The organism is Bacillus sp. FSL K6-1000, assembly GCF_038630785.1.
In the GTDB taxonomy this organism is placed as follows: Bacteria; Bacillota; Bacilli; order Bacillales; family Bacillaceae; genus Bacillus; species Bacillus safensis.
In genome coordinates this window covers 929,575-948,413 of the sequence record NZ_CP152042.1, presented here as the reverse complement: position 1 = coordinate 948,413, position 18,839 = coordinate 929,575, and the positions used below count along the sequence as shown (strand labels likewise).

Sequence of the window (18,839 nt, the reverse complement as noted above, 5' to 3'; positions counted from 1 at the left end):
TTCAGTTGCCATCCCCTATGAATGTGTAAAAAAGATAAAGAAAAAAGATCCACAACAAACATACTTTACATCAGGGTCATTTGTCACCTAGTAAAGCGCTGTTGTGGATCTCCGTTTCTCCATCACATGATATTAACTTAGTGCTATAGTATCAGAGGATGAAAACGTTGTCAATCAATTTTCACATTTTATCTTTTTCACTTTTGGAACGCTTTCCAAAGGGCTGTATTCGATGTTGTCACAGCTGTAGCACCTGCTTCAAGCGCTCTTTCTACATCTTCTTTTGTACGGATAAACCCGCCTGCAAATATTGGAATCCCAGCTCGCTCGCGCACTTCTGTAATGAGATCCGGCACGACCCCTGGCAATACTTCAATAAAATCTGGGCGATGTTTCCCTACGAACTCCATGCTTTTTTCCATGGCACTTGTATCAAGTAAAAACATTCGCTGAATGGCATATACCTTTTTTTGCTTGGCTTTTACTATGACAGAAGACCTAGTAGAAATAATTCCTGCCGGCTTCATTTCCTGACAAATAAATTCCGTTCCATACTCATCATGTTTGATCCCATGAATGAGATCGACATGGACAAACATTTTTTTATGATGGGCATTTGCCTCATTCATGATGCCCTTTAGCCGGCCTAAATGGACATCAAGTAAGACCCCATATGTAAATGGACTTTTTAAAAATTCCTCAAATTGCTTCATATTGCGAACAGCAGGTAGAATGGGTTGATCATGAAAACTCATATGCCGTCTCCTTCAAAGTGTATTGGTTCAGTCATCTCCTAACAGTAATAGAATCTCTTCTATTTTTCAATACACCTAGTGTATCCAATGCCGATTTTACTTAGCAGCGTATGTGCTTTTCCATAGAAAAAAGCAGAGAAATCTCTCTGCTCAGATTGTTGACAAAGGGCTAAAATGATGTTGATTTTAGCCCTTTGTCTTCTTTTCAGCGTGATAGAAAACCTTTGCAGTCTAGGAAGGACGAGCACTGGAGCGGAGCGAATTTGACATTCGTGAGCACCGGAGCGCAGACCTGCGGGCGAATGCGAGGGTTTGTCTACACGCTGAGCAGAGAAATCTCTCTGCTATAACTGTGCCATGCTTTCTTTAAGCGTGTTTATAATAAATGAGGCGTCTTCGTCTGTTATATTGAGCGGCGGTGCAAGCTGGACAACGTTATTATAGCCGGCAACCGTATCACCATTTTTCCCAATGATCAGTCCGCGTTTTTTACATTCTGCAATCAATTGACCGACAACCTGTGGATCAGCTGGTTTTTTGGACTGTTGATCCTGGACAAGCTCAATTCCAAACAGCAGGCCTTTTCCTCTGACATCACCGACAAATGGATGCTCTTTTAACTCTTGCAAACGTTCAAGCATGTCTTGCCCAAGCGTGTCAGACCGTTCTACTAATTTCTCGTTTTCCATGATCTCTAGGTTCGCAAGGGCAACCGCACAGGAAGCAGGGTGTCCGCCAAATGTATTCACATGGCGCAGCCTGTCATACGTATCTTCCCCTGCGTAGGCTTCATAGATTTCTCGTTTCACGCACGTTGCAGAAAGAGGTAAATAGCCGCTTGTGATCCCTTTTGCCATTGTGATGATGTCCGGCTTTACATCTTCATGCATAAAACCAAACCGCTTCCCTGTCCGGCCAAAGCCGCAGATGACTTCATCCACAATGAGAAGCGCTCCATGAGCCTCACAGATGTCTTTAACCTTCTTCAAATACCCTTTTGGCGGCATCAAGATACCGCCGCCTGTAATAATCGGCTCCATAATAACTCCAGCAATGGTCTCACTTAGTTCCCACGTCATGGCTTGATCGATTGCCGCTGCACTTGCCAAAGTTTCTTGATCCTCAGGATGACGATACATATCAGGCGGTGCGACATGGATAAAGCCTTGACCCAATGGTTCATATTTATATTTACGCTGCGCCTGCCCCGTTGCGGCAAGGGCAGCTGCTGTATTGCCGTGATACGACCGATACCTGGAGATGAACTTTGTTCTTGTGCTCTCTCCTTTTTGCGCATGATATTGTTTGGCGATCTTAAATGCGGCTTCATTGGCTTCAGAACCGCTGTTAGAAAAGAAGATGACATAGTCCCCTCCAAGCCATTCATTTAACTTTTCAGCCAATTGAATCGCTGGCACATGACTTTGCGTCAGCGGATAATAAGGCATTGTATTTAGCTGCTTATATGCCGCTTCTGCAAGCTCTTTTCTGCCATATCCGGCATTTACACACCAAAGACCTGACATCCCGTCTAAATAGCGATTCCCATGAATATCTGTCACCCATGCGCCTTCTGCCTCGTGAATAACCATGCTTTCATTTTCCTTGTTTGTCCCTTTCATATGATGCCAGATCAACTGATCATCTTTCGCCTGAAGATTTTGAGCCTGCTCATGTATTTTCATCTTCCCGCCCCCATGTATCCGTTTTCATCACTAAAGAAGCTTAGACCGGTTCAGCAGCACATTGCCTCTCCATTCATTATATGGATGAAAAGGGAGGCATATGAAACTGAAACTAGGTCGCCTGTAAGAGAGAACCAACCGTTACTTTCATTATAAAAAAGGGGCCGGGCTGATTACATTAGACAGATCGTCAACTGATTGAAAAGAACGATAAGACATTCTACTCGGGTGCCTTAGCAAATCTAACAAAAATCGTTAACGGCGATTTCCTTGCAGAAATTCATATGCAAGAATCGCAAATTCAAGCGCCTGTCGTTTCGGGGCCTGCATCATATCCTCGCCAAGCAATGCATGCAGTTTATCTAGTCTATGATAAAGGGTCTGCCTGACAATAAAGAGCTGGCTTGCAGTTTCCTTTTTAGAACCGTTTGTTTGTAAAAAGATATTCAGCGTTTGATAGAGTCTCCCGCTATTTTGCTTATCATATAAAAGCACAGGCTCCAAATACTCTTTCACCATACATTCAAGCAGTCCGCTTTCCTGCATGACAGGCATGAGACGGAGCATATGCAAATCTTGATAAAATGGGCTTTCCACCCGCTGGGGCATCACTTTCTTTAAATGCAGCACTTCTTTGGCTGCTTGAAAGCTTTTTCTCATATGCTGAAACTGCTCACAATATGGACCGATGCTAAAATTGATCACGGTTCCGCGTGGCTGCTCCCGATCATACAATTGTTTGATGTCGCTTGCAGCCTTCTCTGCACGCTCTTTCCAGTCCTCTTTCTTTCTCGTGTTCAATAAAATAAACAAGGTTTGTCCTTGATGCTCATACGGAATCAAATGGAAACCCGCACGCTGAAAGATGGAGCGGCACGATACGAGAAAATATAGATTTCCTGCGATTTCTTCGATTTGATGATGCTTTTGAAAGAGCATCACGACACAGCCGGTTGGCTTTTTCAATCCTTCTGTTTCTTCAAGATGCTCTAATATATCTCTTTCTGTATGCTCTTCTTGGAACCATTTTTGCAGCCATTCGTTCTCTTTGGTCTTCTTCAATTCTTCTGTATAAAGCTCTCTTAGCGTTTGCTGGGCCAGAGCATTTGCTCCTTTATCCATTACGAGCAGTTCAAATTCTGAGAGTGTGTTTGTTTGATGAATGAAAACAAGGTCTGCAAATGTCTGCTTGAGTGCAAGTACTTCTTTTTTGGTCACTTCGTATCCTTTTGGCAAGGAAGCATACTGTAAATAATTCATGACCAGCTCTTCGGTTTGTTTGGAGGAATCACATACAATAATCGGCTCCCCCTGAACAGGAATGAGTAAAAGAATGCCCCTTACGTGCTGATACACTTGATCCAAAATATCCATCTGCGGATGGGGAGTCAGCAAAAGCTCATTCAGCTTTGATGATAGTGCTTCTAGATCAGCCATCATTTGATACTGGCGTTCAATCATCATCGTATGGAGATGCTGTGTGATGTTGACGAATTTCACTTCTTTTGTAAACAAAATCAGCGGAAAATCTCTTTCTTCTGCATACACAATCAGCTCTTCCGGTACATCGAATCTGAGCGGAACAAATTCAATACACAAGCCTGCCGCACCAGAATCGATCAGCTGTTTTAAAAATGCTTGAAACACATCCAATTGATCATGGAAGCCTGCGGCTGTTGTTAGTATGAGCTCTCCCCCATTTAACAAATCTTCTACAGCAGGCACTTCTAACACATGAACCCATCTGACCTGCCGAAACAATCCCTTTTCTCCTGCTAACACTTTCGAATGGGCAAAATACTTTGTTTTCAACACATCACTCACTTGAAAATGAACATCTACATTCATTGATATGTCCCCCTTTGTTTTGCCGCCTATCCCCTATCCCAGAGGGTGCATAGATAAAATCCATAATAAAACGGGTAATGTCACGATGCTTAAAACGGTACTGAGAAATGTCGTGCTTGAGACAAACTCAGGCTTCGTTCGAAATTGTACAGCCATGAGCGTAGTATTTGCTGCTGTCGGCATGGCTGCAACTAAGATCATAATTTGTTTCACTAGATCATCTACCGGTAAAATGAGTGTAAAGCCAAATGCGATGAGTGGTGAGATAAACAGCTTCAGCAATACAGCATAAGAAATGTTGCGATAATCCACTTGCTTAAAAGAAATGACGGCGAGCTGCATACCTAAAATAAGCATAATCGTCGGTATGGCGGCATCTCCCACAAGCTGGACACCCGTCATCACCTCTTTAGGTAGTGAAAGATCCATCAGCTGAAATAATAGACCGAGGAGTGCCCCATAAGCAACCGGCATACGCAGCACTTTTTTCAGCACGACCTTTCCATCCCCTGCATCCTCTCCGCCCTTTGCTGCATAATACATACCGATCGTACTCATGACAAGCTGCTGCAGCACCATTAAAACGATGGCAATATCTAAACCAGCTGCTCCGAAGACAAGCAGGACAACAGGCGTGCCGTAATTCCCATTGTTCATAAATGCTGACGACAGAATCATGGCACAATACATTTCCTTCGAATAACCATAGATACGAGATAAAATAAAGACACATAAAACAAGTGAAAGACAAAGTCCGACGACAAAAATAGATAAGTACACATAGTCCATCGACACTTTGTTTTGATAAAAGGTTTCAAACGCAAGAAATGGTGACATTAAATATAAAGACATTGATGAGAGCGTATGTATGTCAAAACCAATGGCCTTCTGCCCAATATACCCGATAAGGAAAATACCGAACACTGGCAGTAAGACAAGTAAAAACTCCATGCTGCACCTACTTTTCTCTAGATGAATTCCTATTTTTTGTTTCCTCATAATCATACCACTGTTAAACAATAAAAAAGAAGCGCCCTTATGAAAGGTCGCTTCTGATTATTGACAAAGGGCTAAAATGTTCTTGATTTTAACCTTTTGTCTTCTTTTCAGCGTGATTGAAAACCTTTGCAGTCTAGAAAGGACGAGTACCGAAGCGGAGCGAATTTGACATTCGTGAGCATCGGAGCGCAGGCCTGACACCGAATGCGAGGGTTTGTCTACACGCTGAAGCACCCTTATGAAAGGCCGCTTCTCTCCTCATCCAAATAGAACACTTCCCACAAATGACCATCAAGATCCTGAAAGCTCCAACCGTACATGAACCCATGATCCTGCTTTTCCTTAAACGGTGACCCGCCTGCTGCCATCGCCTGCTCCACCAGCTCATCGACCTCTTTTCGTGAATCAACCCGCATAGAGACAATGACCTCGGATCCCTGCCTTGCATCCACCAATTGCTTCTCTGAGATGGTTTGAAAATGCTTATGGGTTAACAGCATGACCGTAATGGTATCACCAATGACCAAACAAGCTGCCTGATCATTCGTCAGCTGCTCTTGAAAGTCAAAACCCAGCTGCTCAAAAAAAGCCTTTGATTCCTTGACATGCTTTACCGGTAAATTGATATACAAATGTTTAGCTTGTCGCCCCATTTTCCTCTCCTTTTTGAACACATGATCTCGTTTCAGTATATTCAGATTTTGCTCGAGCATCCCTTTATCACATGAAAAAATAAGCTCTCCTCCTTCTTTAGCTTATGTTTACAATATATTATGATGAATCTTGAACAGGTGGCTACGAAAGCCTTAGCTCGTCCAGCTGCTATGTCATTTTAAAAAATGTCATCAAAAAGAAGCGCCTTGTGGTAGGCGCTTCCTTTCATTATTTCTTATATTCAATATGGTACACATCTCTTCTTCGGTCTTTGAGCTGACGTACCGTTCCATCTTGCCGCTGTCTTCTTAAAATTTCTAAATCGACATCGCCAACGACAACCATTTCTATATTCGGATTACACTCTCCTACAATCCCATCTCTTGCAAATTCAAAGTCAGATGGGGCAAAAATCGCTGATTGTGCATATTGGACATCCATATTTTCGGTTTGCGGAAGGTTTCCGACAGTTCCAGAGATGACGGTATAAATCTGATTTTCAACCGCTCTTGCCTGTGCACAATAACGCACTCTTAAATAACCTTGACGGTCTTCTGTACAGAACGGAGTAAAAATAATTTTTGCTCCTTTATCAGCTGCAATCCGAGCCAGCTCAGGAAATTCAATATCGTAGCAAATTTGGATCGCAATTTTACCACAGTCCGTATCAAATACCCGAACCTGATCACCTGCTGAAATCCCCCACCATTTTCTTTCATTCGGTGTGATATGGAGCTTATATTGCTTTTCAATCGTTCCATCACGTCTAAATAAATAAGCGATATTGTAGATTTTCCCTTCCTCTTCAACGAAATGGGATCCACCAATGATATTAATGTTGTACTTCACAGAAAGGTCTGTGAACAAATTAATGTAGTCCTCGGTATATTCCGTGATACGCTGCACTGCAAGACTTGGGGAGCGCTCCTCTAAATAAGACATGAGCTGCGTTGTAAAAATCTCTGGGAATACGGCAAAGTCAGCTGACGCATCTGATGCGACATCAACATAATACTCCACCTGATTCATGAATTCCTCAAAGGAATGAATTTGTTTCATCGCATATTGAATGACGCAAATACGAACTGGGAACGCCGATTTATAATATCTTTTCGATTGCGGACGATAATCGACATTGTTCCATTCCATTAACGTGGCATATGTGCTGGATGCCTTATCATCCGGCAAATAATTCGGATTAATCCGCATGAGGCTGAATTCATTTAACAGCTGAAAAGATAAAACAGGGTCATAAATTTGGTGAAGCATGACCTGCTCCACATATTGGCGAGGCGTCATTTCCTCTTGGTATTTATGATAATTCGGGATGCGTCCGCCAATAATGATACTTTTCAAATTTAATCTTCTTGCTAAGTCTTTTCTTGCTTCATATAAACGATGGCCAATTTTCATGCGGCGGTACTCAGGACTAACCATAACCTCAATTCCGTACATATTCATCCCATCTGGATTATGGTTTGTGATGTACCCATCATCTGTGATGTCCTGCCAAGTATGACGGTCATCGTATTCATCAAAGTTAATTAATAAACTTGAACAAGAGCCAATGATTTCCCCCTCAAATTCAGCACAAAACTGACCTTCTGGGAAATGCTCAAGATGGCTTTCAAGATGCTCTCGTTTCCATGGGTCCATGCCCGGAAAGCATACCTCCTGCAAGGCAATGATTCGGTCAATATCTTCTTCCCGGATATTACGGATCACCATTCTTTTTTCAAACCGCGTTAAATCGAGTTTTTCTGCCATGATGTTTTTGCCCCCTTACTGATCCTCTTTTTCAAGCTGATGGAATAGCTGGAGCAATTCGATTTCAGCCATGGATTCTAATCTCACATCATATTCTTCAAATTGCAGCGTGCTCGTCACTTTGTTTGGGACGATGACGCATTTCATGCCTGCCCGTTTGGCAGCCACTGATCCATTCACTGAATCCTCAAAAGCCACACAATCCTTTGGCTCTACACCTAAACAGCTTGCGGTTTGCAAATAAAGCTCTGGATGAGGTTTGACTTCTTCCACATCATCTGACGTGCGGATACATTCAAAGTAATCAAAAAGACCAATTTGCTTTAGGTGATCAGACACCCATTTATAGTCTGAGCTGGAAGCAAGTCCAATCTTGATTCCAAGCTCTTTTGCTGCCTGTAAATAAGCTTCTACGCCAGGTCGTGCTGATTCATCCTTCATTCTCTTTTGAAAACGAGAACGCCGGTCCGCTGTGAGTGCCTCATGATCGAGCGTCTTTCCTAGCTGTTTTTCCAAGTATTCAAACGGCTTAAAGCCTGCCTGCGTCCCGATGACGTTGCCCCAAACGGAAAGAGGCAGCTCTGACTCATGCTCCGCAAACATTTCTTGTAAAACTTCATATTCATGTGTTTCTGTATCTAAAATTAATCCGTCAAAATCAAATATAATCGCCTTTACCAACGAGGCCACTCCTTTTTTTTACGAAAGTCTTTAATATGATACTCAATGCTATCATATCGTGAATAAAATTGACTTTCAAAGATGAATGTCTGCTAAAATAATTATGTATAAAAGGAGCCTGTACCATTTTGTCAGGCTCCTACCCGTGTTCGGTTCATTCTGCAAGAGATCCAAGCGCTCCGATTCGTGGAGAAATAGGCAATGTTGAAAAAGAGCGGGTTTGGTATTACAGATCTAAAGGTTTCTCCGTTCCCTTAAAAATAGTATGTGCGGCAGCCTTGTAAGTTAACAAGGAAGTTCACACCAACTTTTACGCATTTTGAAGGCGGCGGCTGGCAAAATCGTCTAAATCAAACGGGAAAGAAAAGCCGCATGCATTGACCTGCTCACGGTTTCGCTCGAATAGCTCACGATCACACTTTGTAATATGGCGTTTAGGTTTTACAATAATGGTATGTAATAGCTGAAGTCCCGATAAAATACGAAAAGCATCGTCCATCGTTCCGTTATAAACCCCTTCAACAAAGGTTAGCGGGCGTTCTTTTTGGCGCGCAGCTGGGTCTTCACCGACAGCATGGGATAGAAGATCTTCAACATCCTTTGATATTTCTTCAATTGCCTGCTCTTGCAGGTCTGTAGCAGCTTTCATTATTCTCACGTGACATCTACCTCTCTGTCGTTATTTCTCCTTTCAGAATAGCACAGAAAAAAAGGCGTTCGCCAAGGTAAGTGTTTCCTATATATACCCAAAGAGAGGAACGGATATCATGAACATTCAAGGACACACGCTCTCGCTAAAAGTAGGTGAGCAGCATCAAGATACTTCACTGAGTCAGTTTTTAAAAACAGCCGTGTCGGCTTCAAAACCGATTATCCATTTTTGGATGGAGCATCAAAAAGTACGTTTAAATCAAAAGCCTGCCCATCAGGCGGCAAAAGTCAGTACAGGTGATCACATACTGATCGATTTATTTGAAACGGAAGATAGTGATGTGACGCCAGAATATGGTGAATTAGAGGTGCTATTTGAGGACGAGCACTTATTGATTGTACAAAAACCCGCTGGACGACCGACGCACCCGAATGAAAAGGGACAAATGGGCACACTGGCAAACCTTGTGGCCTTTCATTTTCAAGCAAATGGCGAGGAAAAGCGAGTGAGACATATTCACAGACTTGATCAAGACACAAGCGGCACGGTCATTTTTGCTAAACACAGATTAGCTCATGCTGTGCTTGATCAAATGCTTTCTAAAAAAGCGATCAGCCGAACCTACATCGCCATCGCAGAAGGACTTTTCAAGAAAAAGAAAGGCACTATTGATGCAGCGATTGGCCGTGACAAGCATCATGCCGTCAGACGAAGAATCTCTCCTACTGGTCAAAGTGCTGTCACTCACTTTCGGGTCATGGACAGTAATAAACGTCTGCAAATGACAGCCGTCAAGTTGCAACTAGAGACTGGAAGAACACATCAAATTCGAGTCCATCTTAGCAGTCTCGGGCACCCTTTAGCCGGAGATACACTTTATGGCGGAGCTCGTCATCATATCAACAGATGCGCTCTCCATGCCAAACAAGTAGACATGACACATCCTTTTACAGGTGAGCACCTGAGCATAGAAGCACCGCTTCCTCTAGATATGTCTCAGCTCATGGACGAAATCATCCATTAAAAAAAGAGCCTGCTGATCAAATGCAGGCTCTTTTTATTTAGACAGATGCTCTTTTTGCATAAATAATATACCGCTCTGGTGCATTGCCGACGAAATGAAATGGATAGCATGTCGTTAACACCAGCTCTTCCTTTTTATTCTGTAAAGTAATAATGGAAGTATCATGCTGATCCACGATTTTCGTATGTGTGATTTCATAAACAAACTCACCATACGGCACAGTGATTTTCAGCTGATCCCCAATATTCAGTTCACCTGTTCGGCGAAACACCGTGTCACGATGGCCAGATAGGACGATTTGTCCCTTCTGATCTGGGTAATAACTGCCTTTGTAATGCCCGACTCCTTTGGCAAGATCATCCGCATCTGTCCCTTCGACAATGGGAAGGTCTGCTTTTAATTTCGGAATCGTCAGGATGCCAGAGGCTTTCCCCACATCAGGAGAAAACTGCTTCTTTGACATCCCTTGATCGTCCGCTACCGCTTTCTTTGCATCTTCTAATGATTGTGCCGTTTGAAGGTGCGTAGAGGCGATTTGCCAAATTCCCCAGCCGAGCAAGACAATTCCTGCTGTCATCACAGTAAGTGCAAGCCACTTTTTCATGCTTAAACTCCTTTACCTGTTACATTTCTCTTAGATGATACGGTCATTAGCTTGCTGCTTTTTCTTCTTGTTTTGCTTTTTGAATGCGTCCCTCTTTTTGATACACAATGGAAGCTCCTTCAAAGCTCTTCACAAAAGCGACAGTAGCTTCTAAATCCTCTGGACCTGTTTCAGGATTTTTCCCAAGCCGTCCTATCGGTGCATATTTACTGCCAGTTGCAGTTGCCATAAAATTATTCACCGTGAGTGTATACGTTTGATCGAGCGCAACGGCTGAACCATCTGGAAGCTTTAAGTCGACTACTTTATATGTTACTGGATCATAGGAATATGAAAAGCCTGAAATGCTATAATCTGGTCCAAATTGAGGAGAAATTTGCGCTTCAATGATTTCAGCCAAGTCTTTCCCTTTAATCTCAAGTTTAACTAAAACGTTGCCAAAGGGCTGAATATTAAACAGATCTCCCCACGTAATCGGCCCTTTTTCAAGGTTTTGCCTGATCCCGCCGCCATTCATCATAGCAAAATCACTTTTCATAGAATATCTCATACCATCGGCAATCAAATTACCGAGCGGCGTGTCTCCATCATTTGAATAGCCGCCTTCCATTTTGACACCAGCTTCTCCAACTACCTCACTAATAATCGGCTCAACTTCTTTCCCGTAATGAGCCAAGATGCCGGCTGCTTCCTTGTCCTTTTCAATACCAGACTGGTCTACATACTGGATATTTGCACTCTTTTTGACAATATCCTTCGTTTTGCGGTCAAGTGTTACATTAACTTCGCCAATGGCCTTCCCATATTCAAAGGCTTGAACAATTAATTTCCCATTGACCTCTCCGTTTACGACTTCGTGATTATGCCCTGCAAAGATGACATCAATTTCATCATCGCCTTCTTTGGCAAGCTTCGCACTCTCTCCAGTGATGGTATCTCCATTTTGCGATGCTGTCATATGAGCTAAAACCGCAATGGCTTTGATCCCTTTTTCTTTTAATTCCTTCGCAGCTTCATTTACCGCTTTAACTTCATCTGTAAACTGAATGTCTTTAATCCCTTCTGGCATGACCATTCCTGCGGCTGACTTTGTCACAACACCGATAAATGCTACAGGGATTCCTTCGACATCCATGATTTCATAAGCAGGTAAAAGTGGTTTACCTGTATCCTTGTATTCACAGTTTGCACAAACGAGCGGAAAATTCTGTCCGTCATATCCCTTTGTGCCTTTAGGATGTTCTCCACCATTTATGATACGTAATAGCTCGTCCACCCCTTCATCAAATTCATGGTTGCCGACCGTGCCAACATCAAAGCCAATGTTCTCCATGAGTTCAACCGTTGGTTCATCTTGCAGAAGAGAAGATATTGGAGAGCTGCCGCCAATCATATCTCCAGCATGGACTGTGATCGTATTTTTGTTTGCTGCTTGTTTTTGTTTCATATAAGCCGCCACATAATCCATCCGTCCGTATGTTCCTTTATTGCCATCACCTTTCAGATCCAGTTCGTATTGTTGATCAATTTTCCCGTGTAAATCATTCATGCTTAAAATGGTTAATGGGACTTCCCCAGTTCCTTCTGCCGGCTGATAGCCAGCCTGTTCTGCTTCTTCTTTCGAAGCAAAAAAGATGCGTTTATCTACAGCGATTTCTTTCCAGCTGTCAGGCGATACGTACGTTTTCGCTGATGAATCACCGACGTATCGTGTCAGTCCTTTTTTCTGTTCACGTGCTCTAAATTCAAACGGCTGTTCCAGCAGCGGATCTGCTTCATTCCAAATGCCAAGCCCTTTTTCTTTCGCCTCTTTGACAGCTTTTTGGAACGTCTGATAATCCTTTTCATCTCCAACCGGCCAGATGAAATACGTAGGAGCATATCCTTTTTTCACAAGCTCTAAATTCGTATTGACCCCTTTTTTGGTTTTCACTTGAGCTAAAAGACGTCCATAGCCGTCCTTCGCTTCTGGACCAATCTTTAATGTGACTTTATCTCCGCTTGAAAGAAGTGTGTTTAAATAGTCCGCCGCCTTCTGTCCAAAATGCAGCTGGTTTTGATCTAATTCATTTTTTGGCTTATGGTACGTTTCCGGCGTGTCCATATTCACAAAGCGCACCTTTGTTGTACCAAGCACAGGCTTCTTTAAATGAATCGTATCTCCATCCACCACCCGGTCAACCGTTGCCTCGTACTCTTTCTTGATTTTTGGCGGCTTTGGCTGGCGTTTCAGCAGGCTGACATCACCCTTGTGTCGTGGAAGCACCTGCAGCGTATCATACCTGCTTAACACTCCTGTAAACTCATACCATTTCCCTGTCTTCACTTCATCAATGGTACTTGTATCCACCATCACTCTAAGGGTGGTGCTGTGATATTTTTTATCAATGATCACCACATTGTATCCACTGCCAGCCGGCTGCTCTGGTTTTGATTCAACATAGCCCTTGACCTTCACAAGTTTTCCTTCATGTTTACGTGCCTGATCCGTTTCTAGTTGTTTCACGGAGACTCGCTTCGGCTTTGGCAAGGCTTGATTCACACCATCGATCTTCAGGCGGTCTCGATCCGGCACAATTTCAATCAGTCCTTTATAAGACGTGATCTTCCCCGATACTGTCACCTTCATGCCCGCTTTTAGTTCTGGGAAGTTGTCAGGCTGTGCTGAATATATATTGATTCCAGCTGATTTGTCTTGAATGTACGTTGACAGTTTCCCATTGCCTATAGCAGATTGATCTGCTGTCACAATTCCGCTCACTGTCACTGTCTCTCCGATTAGCTGACGGGCGGCTTTCTTGATTTTCATTGGCTTCTTTTGGTTCCATACCGTTTCCTTCTTTTCAGACGCACTGGCTTGTTCTGCTGTGATCATGCCAGGCAGTAAAGTTTGCAGACTAAAGATCACCAAAACCAAACAGCAGATCATTCGAATGGATCGAACACGTTTCATTAGACCTCTCCCCTTCCGAGCTTCATCTCTCATAGTGTACTAAGTAAATATTGATGGTAGATGGATTTCTTGTAAATCTTATGTCTGCTAGCTCATTGGAAACGTAATAATCACCCGTGTCCCCTCGAAGCTTTTGCTTTCAAAACGAATGCTGCCGCCATGGCTTTCAATGATTTTAATCGTCATCATTAAACCAAGGCCAGTCCCTTTTTCTTTCGTTGTATAAAAAGGTTCACCCAGTTTCCCTATTTCGTCTTCTGGTATGCCCTTACCTTGGTCTTCAAAGATCAGCATCATCTGATTATGTTCCAATACGGATGTGACCTGAATAACACCTGTCACACCATCCATCGCTTCAATACCGTTTTTAAGAATGTTTAAGAAAACTTGTTTCAGTTCATTCGGTATACCTTGAATGTTTGGCAGCGACGGAGACAAATTCTTTTGAATAGACACGCCTTTTAAAACCGCTTGTGATTCAACGACCATGATCACTTCTTCGAGCAGAAGATTGACTTGTACCGGCTCAAATTTCACCGATTTGCTTCTAGAGAGCACAAGGAATTCATTAATAATGGCTTCAAGCCGATTAAATTCAGACATCATCACATCTGCATAATCCTTCTGATATTTCTTACTTTGAATCATCAGCTGTAAAAATCCCTTTAACGACGTCAGCGGGTTCCTTATCTCATGGGCGATGCCGGCTGCAAGCTGACCTACTGCGGACAGCATCTCTGACTTCATTAGCATCTTCTCTGACTGCTTTTGATTCGTAATATCCTCTGAAATCCGCATCACGGTAGACTGCATTTTGTCAGGATCATCAATTCGATGTAAAGAGACCCTCTCCCATCGTTCACGGCCTGATAAATCCTGAAAGTACAGCTCACCTGTCCAGCTGCCTTCTTTTAAGCAAACGTCCCATTGCTTTTCTAAATCATCACATTGACACAGCGAATGATAGACAGAAAAGATATCTTTGCCGATCAGGTCATATTCATGCTGCTGCACAAACTGGCAAAAACGCTGATTCACGCATTGGATGACTCCTTCCTCAGTTGCAACAACAATATGGATATGGCTATTATCCAGTGCTGTTACCGCTAGATGAAGTGACTGTTTGATTTTTGTCATTTCCGTCATTTTAATCCACGTCATCACCGCTCCCTCATGATCTTGGTCAAGGATAGGTGTGATGTGAACGGTGAATTGTTCTCCTTCATTCGTTTCAATTTCTCGTTCGATGACGCGCTTATCCGAGATAACGGATTGTATGTCATGATAGAGCGTTTCCTGCGTAAGTTTCTTAGCCATCGACTGAAAGGATTGCTGGTGCCTTATTTGAGCTGAAGTAAATAAAGAGGCAGCTGTAGGAGTGTAGTAGCGAATATTCATGTCTCGGTCCACAAACAACGTCGTAAGCTCCGGCTTGACAGAAGGTCTATACAGTTCTTCCCTTGTTACCCTTAAGTTGTTTATGATATTAATAAAATGATCGTGTTTTTTCTCAAGCTCCGCTATTTGCGTGTTTTTCGCTTTTAATTGAGCCCTTGCCTCCTGCTCTTTTTGTTTGACTTCATTTAGTTCATTTTCTAAGTCGACAATACGCTGTTGATAGACTGAATTCTGATCTGACATCCCATTTTCCCTGCTGTTCTTTTGATTTTTTCCTCTCTCATTCATTCGAATAAGAATGACGTATACTCCTTTAAAACGGCGATCAAAACTCTTTACAGTAAAATCCGCATACTGCTTTTTTCCTTTTTCCGAAATGAGAACATGCTGAAACACAACCTCTGTCTCGTCAGTCCATACCTTTTGAAAGGTTTGACTTAACATCTCTTTCAAATATTTAGGTGTCACATATTCGCATGATTGATCTGACACTTCTACATGGTCTAAGAAAGAATAGGCCCCATTTGACATTGCCAGGATCTTGTTACAATCATTAATGACTATACATGCATCATAATCCTCGCTTACATCCTTCATATATTGTGCAGCTCGTTTTTTTAACTCGGCATCACGAGCGTCATGTACCCAAGGGACACTAGGTGCAGGAACGTTGGAATGGGTGTAAATGTTCCACTTCTCATTGAACAATTGAAACAATCGAGGGATATTGGGGACAGTTTCATTTGGCCCTAAAATCAACACCCCTTGATCTTTTAAAGCATATTGGAATCGGGATAATACTCGTTTTTGCACTTCTGGCTCAAAGTACATCAGAACATTTCGGCAACTGATAAAATCGAGGTGGATAAATGGTGAATCAATCAATAAATTGTGAGGAGCAAAAACAATATGTTTTCTAAGCGACTGCTTCACAATAAAAGCGTCACCTTTCTTTTCGAAATATCGCGCCCGCCATTTTTCCGGTATGCTTGCCATAGATTCTCTCGAATAAAGACCTTTACTAGCTATTTGAATGGCTTTTCGGTTGATATCTGTCGCAAAGACTTGAAGTTCAATGGACACATCTCTTCGCTTCATTTCTTCTAAAAATAAAATTGTAAAAGAATAAGCTTCTTCCCCTGTCGAACATCCCGCAATCCAAATTCGGCATCGAGATTTCCCGTTGTTCATTGAATGGTCAATGATTGACGGTATCACCTTCTGTTCACATACTCGCAAAGCCTCCGTATCTCTAAAGAAAGTAGTCGTGCCGCTTAGGAGCTGAGCGTGCAGGCGATCAAGCTCATCTGGTTCTCTTTCTAATAAACGATCGTACTCTGATAATAATGACATCGGCTCGTTTGCAGTGCGCATACGCTTTTGAATGACAGAAAGCAGCCTTTTCTTTTCATAGGCTGAAAAGGCAATCCCTTTATACATTTCAAGACGTTCAATGATTCTTAGTAAAGCTGGATCCATCTCATCAGCATGCGGAACATTGATGATATTGGCCATATATGCCGCAAGAGTGGATGGATTTTTGAATGTGTGATGATACATACTGTCAAAACCACTCTCTACCTCACTGCACGATAAGGCTGTACCGCCTTGCTCAACCAACTGAAGCAACCCACTTCCCACACAATGACCTTTTTGAAAAAAGATCGCAAATGCCTCTTCCTTTTGAACACTGGCAAGTGACTTAAAAAGCGAGTTGACAGAGCATGCCTTGTTTGTTGGCAGCTGCTCAGATACATGAAGCCGGTGATCTTCCGTTAACGTCACAGCTGCATGCTGCGGACAAAAATAGATCGTCTTTTTCATGACTTTCTCACCATGTTTAATCGTTTTTGCCCGGTAGCCAATCGGTAAAACAAGTGCTTCCAAATCTGTTATACAATCGCCTGTCACATGATTTTGCACAACAATAAAAGAGGCATTTAAATCATGTGGTAATGATTGAAAAAAAGCCTCAAGATGATGCTGTTCAAACGGCGAAACACCGATGCCGATCACTGGTGTCTGCACATGTTCGTCTTCTATCAAACGATTAATGATTTTGTCCTGCATCTGGTACCCCCATGTTCATTCGTCTGATACTTTTTTTCGACAAAAAGAAAGAAAACCCTCTAATTGTAAATAATGTTTTTTGCATGAAATCGTGAAAACATCCTCACATTAAAACAGAGTGTATAAACAGAAGGAGGAATCTCAATGCAAAACGATCAGCAGCCAATGTTTCAAGGAAGCGCTCAGCAGCCTGAGCTCAACCATGGCGGGCATGAGTTATTCGATTTACATGAAATTTTAGCCGGCACGATTAATATTTTGGATCAATATATGATCTTGCGGCAATTTATTCAAGATCCTGCATTATCCGACATCATGGATCGACAATATCAATTCGTTTTATCCCAGTACAATGTCACTGTAGATTGTTTTTCTACAGGCCAAAAGCCTAGTGAAGAAACCGCTACTTATATGATGAAAGAACACACTCAAGTGACATACGGAATCAAACCTTCTCAGCCGAAGAAGCCGAACCAGTCACTACAGGATGTAAAAGACTTAGGCATCACAGGACACATGCTCAGCCTAGTCAAATCACACGCCGGGTTACTTTCAATGTCAGCATTAGAAGTAACAAACCCTGTTGTCAGACGTGTGCTTGCTGCGCAGATTCCGAACTTTATCGAAATGGCGTATGAAATTTTCTTGTATCAAAATAAGCATGGCTACTATCAAGTTCCTCAGCTTTCCAAACAAGACATGACCGCCATGACGTCAGCTTTTGCACAGCTTCAGGGGCAGGTTCAAATGCCTCCTAGTAAGGCCGATCAACAAAAGCCTCTTCATTAAGAAAAACGGCTGACCCCCTTCTTTGGTCAGCCGTTTTTTCTTTGGTACATGACTTTAAACTGATCTTCAAAATCTGTGAGCCTCTTCCCCGTCGCCTGTTCAAAGCCGCTAGCAAATTGGCCCGTTTTCGCAGTTTCCTCTATGATTTCATGTATGACGCCTCGTCCGCAAAGCTGCACCAGCTCATAGATCATATAATAGCTTTGTAAATATACATCTGTCTCATACGTCACCCGGGAATTCTGCCAGTCTTGATCAGAATGAAGAGATTGAAAAGGAATCACGTCGAAGCGTTCAGACGTAGCATTTAACACGTCATAGGCCGTCCATTCTGCTGTTCCTTCGTGGAACCAAAGCGGAAACATTCCTGGAGACACTTCATATGAATGGACCTTTTCATAGAAAACAAAATGAGCATACTCATGAATAAACAACGTATTGAAAAAGTATAAAGGCAGTGTCTCTTTCTTCAATAATGCTTCCCGTTTATCTGGATATAATCCTATCATTTGATCATGATCAGAGTAAAATCCAGTAATATGCTTGATCCCTGCCATTTGTTCGATCGACTCTTTATCATCAAAATAAATAACGTCTAAAGGTCTGTCAGCTTCAAATTGAAACACTGACGCTGTCCTCTTCTCTGCCTGTTTCAAAGCCTCTATTGTCAGATCAACAAAAGCTTCCTCTTCCTCTGCATAGTAGATTCGAATATGTTCATATACTTGCTTATTGAGTCCCTCCGTTATAATCGTTTTAGGAGAAGACTGCTGCTCTAAATATTGTCCTGTCAGCTGAAACGCAACATAAATCAAGTACGCGGTGAAAGCATAAAAAATCAGACCTGCTGCAATCATTCCGCCTACAAGTTTTTTATGAATCAATGACGGCTTGGCTTTCATTTGCTCCCCACCTGAATTCATCCTGCACCCTCTTTCTCTTTCTATGAAGAAACAAAGA

General features: G+C 42.5%; 14 protein-coding genes. 2 read left to right on the top strand and 12 right to left on the bottom strand.

Features of this window, described 5'->3' with window-relative positions:
- Positions 1 to 197: 197 nt before the first annotated feature.
- The 8 genes from MHI46_RS04755 to MHI46_RS04720 all read right to left on the bottom strand — a co-directional run bounded on the left by MHI46_RS04755 (position 198) and on the right by MHI46_RS04720 (position 9,047).
- Positions 198 to 755, bottom strand: coding sequence for a glycerol-3-phosphate responsive antiterminator (locus tag MHI46_RS04755; RefSeq protein WP_024425304.1), 558 nt, complete (start codon positions 753 to 755; stop codon positions 198 to 200).
- Positions 756 to 1,099: 344 nt separating this feature from the next.
- Entirely contained in the window at positions 1,100 to 2,440 is a 1,341-nt protein-coding gene (locus MHI46_RS04750) for an aspartate aminotransferase family protein (RefSeq protein ID WP_058838770.1), read from the bottom strand.
- A 255-nt stretch (positions 2,441 to 2,695) separates the two neighbouring features.
- Positions 2,696 to 4,288 carry a PucR family transcriptional regulator ligand-binding domain-containing protein gene (locus MHI46_RS04745; protein WP_260775621.1) on the bottom strand — a complete coding sequence of 531 codons (1,593 nt, stop codon included), beginning with the start codon at positions 4,286 to 4,288 and terminating at the stop codon, positions 2,696 to 2,698.
- 33 nt (positions 4,289 to 4,321) lie between these two features.
- Positions 4,322 to 5,239, bottom strand: a complete 918-nt coding sequence (locus MHI46_RS04740) for an AEC family transporter (RefSeq protein WP_039177433.1) — start codon at positions 5,237 to 5,239, stop codon at positions 4,322 to 4,324.
- Between the two features lie 284 nt (positions 5,240 to 5,523).
- A complete protein-coding gene (locus tag MHI46_RS04735) occupies positions 5,524 to 5,940 on the bottom strand; it encodes a VOC family protein (RefSeq protein WP_024425308.1) in 417 nt (138 codons plus the stop codon).
- A gap of 229 nt (positions 5,941 to 6,169) precedes the next feature.
- Positions 6,170 to 7,708, bottom strand: a complete 1,539-nt coding sequence (locus MHI46_RS04730) for a bifunctional GNAT family N-acetyltransferase/carbon-nitrogen hydrolase family protein (protein WP_012009394.1) — start codon at positions 7,706 to 7,708, stop codon at positions 6,170 to 6,172.
- A gap of 15 nt (positions 7,709 to 7,723) precedes the next feature.
- On the bottom strand, positions 7,724 to 8,389 hold the full coding sequence (locus tag MHI46_RS04725) for an HAD family hydrolase (protein ID WP_041089572.1): 666 nt from the start codon (positions 8,387 to 8,389) through the stop codon (positions 7,724 to 7,726).
- 310 nt (positions 8,390 to 8,699) lie between these two features.
- Positions 8,700 to 9,047, bottom strand: coding sequence for a DUF5365 family protein (locus tag MHI46_RS04720; RefSeq protein ID WP_041089569.1), 348 nt, complete (start codon positions 9,045 to 9,047; stop codon positions 8,700 to 8,702).
- A gap of 109 nt (positions 9,048 to 9,156) precedes the next feature.
- Between MHI46_RS04720 and MHI46_RS04715 the strand changes: the two genes are divergently transcribed.
- Positions 9,157 to 10,065, top strand: coding sequence for an RluA family pseudouridine synthase (locus MHI46_RS04715; RefSeq protein ID WP_342503141.1), 909 nt, complete (start codon positions 9,157 to 9,159; stop codon positions 10,063 to 10,065).
- Positions 10,066 to 10,102: 37 nt separating this feature from the next.
- Here the strand turns inward: MHI46_RS04715 and MHI46_RS04710 are convergent, their stop codons facing one another.
- The 3 genes from MHI46_RS04710 to MHI46_RS04700 all read right to left on the bottom strand — a co-directional run bounded on the left by MHI46_RS04710 (position 10,103) and on the right by MHI46_RS04700 (position 17,090).
- Positions 10,103 to 10,669, bottom strand: coding sequence for a class D sortase (locus MHI46_RS04710; protein WP_041089565.1), 567 nt, complete (start codon positions 10,667 to 10,669; stop codon positions 10,103 to 10,105).
- 46 nt (positions 10,670 to 10,715) lie between these two features.
- Positions 10,716 to 13,622: a 5'-nucleotidase C-terminal domain-containing protein gene (locus tag MHI46_RS04705; protein ID WP_342503140.1), complete on the bottom strand. Its 2,907-nt coding sequence runs from the start codon at positions 13,620 to 13,622 to the stop codon at positions 10,716 to 10,718.
- Positions 13,623 to 13,709: 87 nt separating this feature from the next.
- Positions 13,710 to 17,090 carry a CheR family methyltransferase gene (locus tag MHI46_RS04700; RefSeq protein WP_260775616.1) on the bottom strand — a complete coding sequence of 1,127 codons (3,381 nt, stop codon included), beginning with the start codon at positions 17,088 to 17,090 and terminating at the stop codon, positions 13,710 to 13,712.
- Between the two features lie 144 nt (positions 17,091 to 17,234).
- Here MHI46_RS04700 and MHI46_RS04695 point away from each other — a divergent pair, with 144 nt between their 5' ends.
- Complete coding sequence (locus tag MHI46_RS04695; protein WP_342503139.1) at positions 17,235 to 17,879, top strand: spore coat protein; 645 nt, start codon at positions 17,235 to 17,237, stop codon at positions 17,877 to 17,879.
- A 26-nt stretch (positions 17,880 to 17,905) separates the two neighbouring features.
- On the opposite strand, the gene MHI46_RS04690 is transcribed toward MHI46_RS04695, so the two are convergent.
- Entirely contained in the window at positions 17,906 to 18,781 is an 876-nt protein-coding gene (locus MHI46_RS04690; RefSeq protein ID WP_039183037.1) for a hypothetical protein, read from the bottom strand.
- Between the last annotated feature and the right edge of the window lie 58 nt (positions 18,782 to 18,839).

What these genes read in the sequence shown, in the direction of transcription:
- MHI46_RS04750 (WP_058838770.1), bottom strand. Translation starts at nt 2,440, where the DNA reads ATGAAAATACATGAGCAGGCTCAAAATCTTCAGGCGAAAGATGATCAG.
- MHI46_RS04755 (WP_024425304.1), bottom strand. Translation starts at nt 755, where the DNA reads ATGAGTTTTCATGATCAACCCATTCTACCTGCTGTTCGCAATATGAAG.
- MHI46_RS04705 (WP_342503140.1), bottom strand. Translation starts at nt 13,622, where the DNA reads ATGAAACGTGTTCGATCCATTCGAATGATCTGCTGTTTGGTTTTGGTG.
- MHI46_RS04745 (WP_260775621.1), bottom strand. Translation starts at nt 4,288, where the DNA reads ATGAATGTAGATGTTCATTTTCAAGTGAGTGATGTGTTGAAAACAAAG.
- MHI46_RS04730 (WP_012009394.1), bottom strand. Translation starts at nt 7,708, where the DNA reads ATGGCAGAAAAACTCGATTTAACGCGGTTTGAAAAAAGAATGGTGATC.
- MHI46_RS04700 (WP_260775616.1), bottom strand. Translation starts at nt 17,090, where the DNA reads ATGCAGGACAAAATCATTAATCGTTTGATAGAAGACGAACATGTGCAG.
- MHI46_RS04690 (WP_039183037.1), bottom strand. Translation starts at nt 18,781, where the DNA reads ATGAAAGCCAAGCCGTCATTGATTCATAAAAAACTTGTAGGCGGAATG.
- MHI46_RS04735 (WP_024425308.1), bottom strand. Translation starts at nt 5,940, where the DNA reads ATGGGGCGACAAGCTAAACATTTGTATATCAATTTACCGGTAAAGCAT.
- MHI46_RS04695 (WP_342503139.1), top strand. Translation starts at nt 17,235, where the DNA reads ATGCAAAACGATCAGCAGCCAATGTTTCAAGGAAGCGCTCAGCAGCCT.
- MHI46_RS04715 (WP_342503141.1), top strand. Translation starts at nt 9,157, where the DNA reads ATGAACATTCAAGGACACACGCTCTCGCTAAAAGTAGGTGAGCAGCAT.
- MHI46_RS04740 (WP_039177433.1), bottom strand. Translation starts at nt 5,239, where the DNA reads ATGGAGTTTTTACTTGTCTTACTGCCAGTGTTCGGTATTTTCCTTATC.
- MHI46_RS04710 (WP_041089565.1), bottom strand. Translation starts at nt 10,669, where the DNA reads ATGAAAAAGTGGCTTGCACTTACTGTGATGACAGCAGGAATTGTCTTG.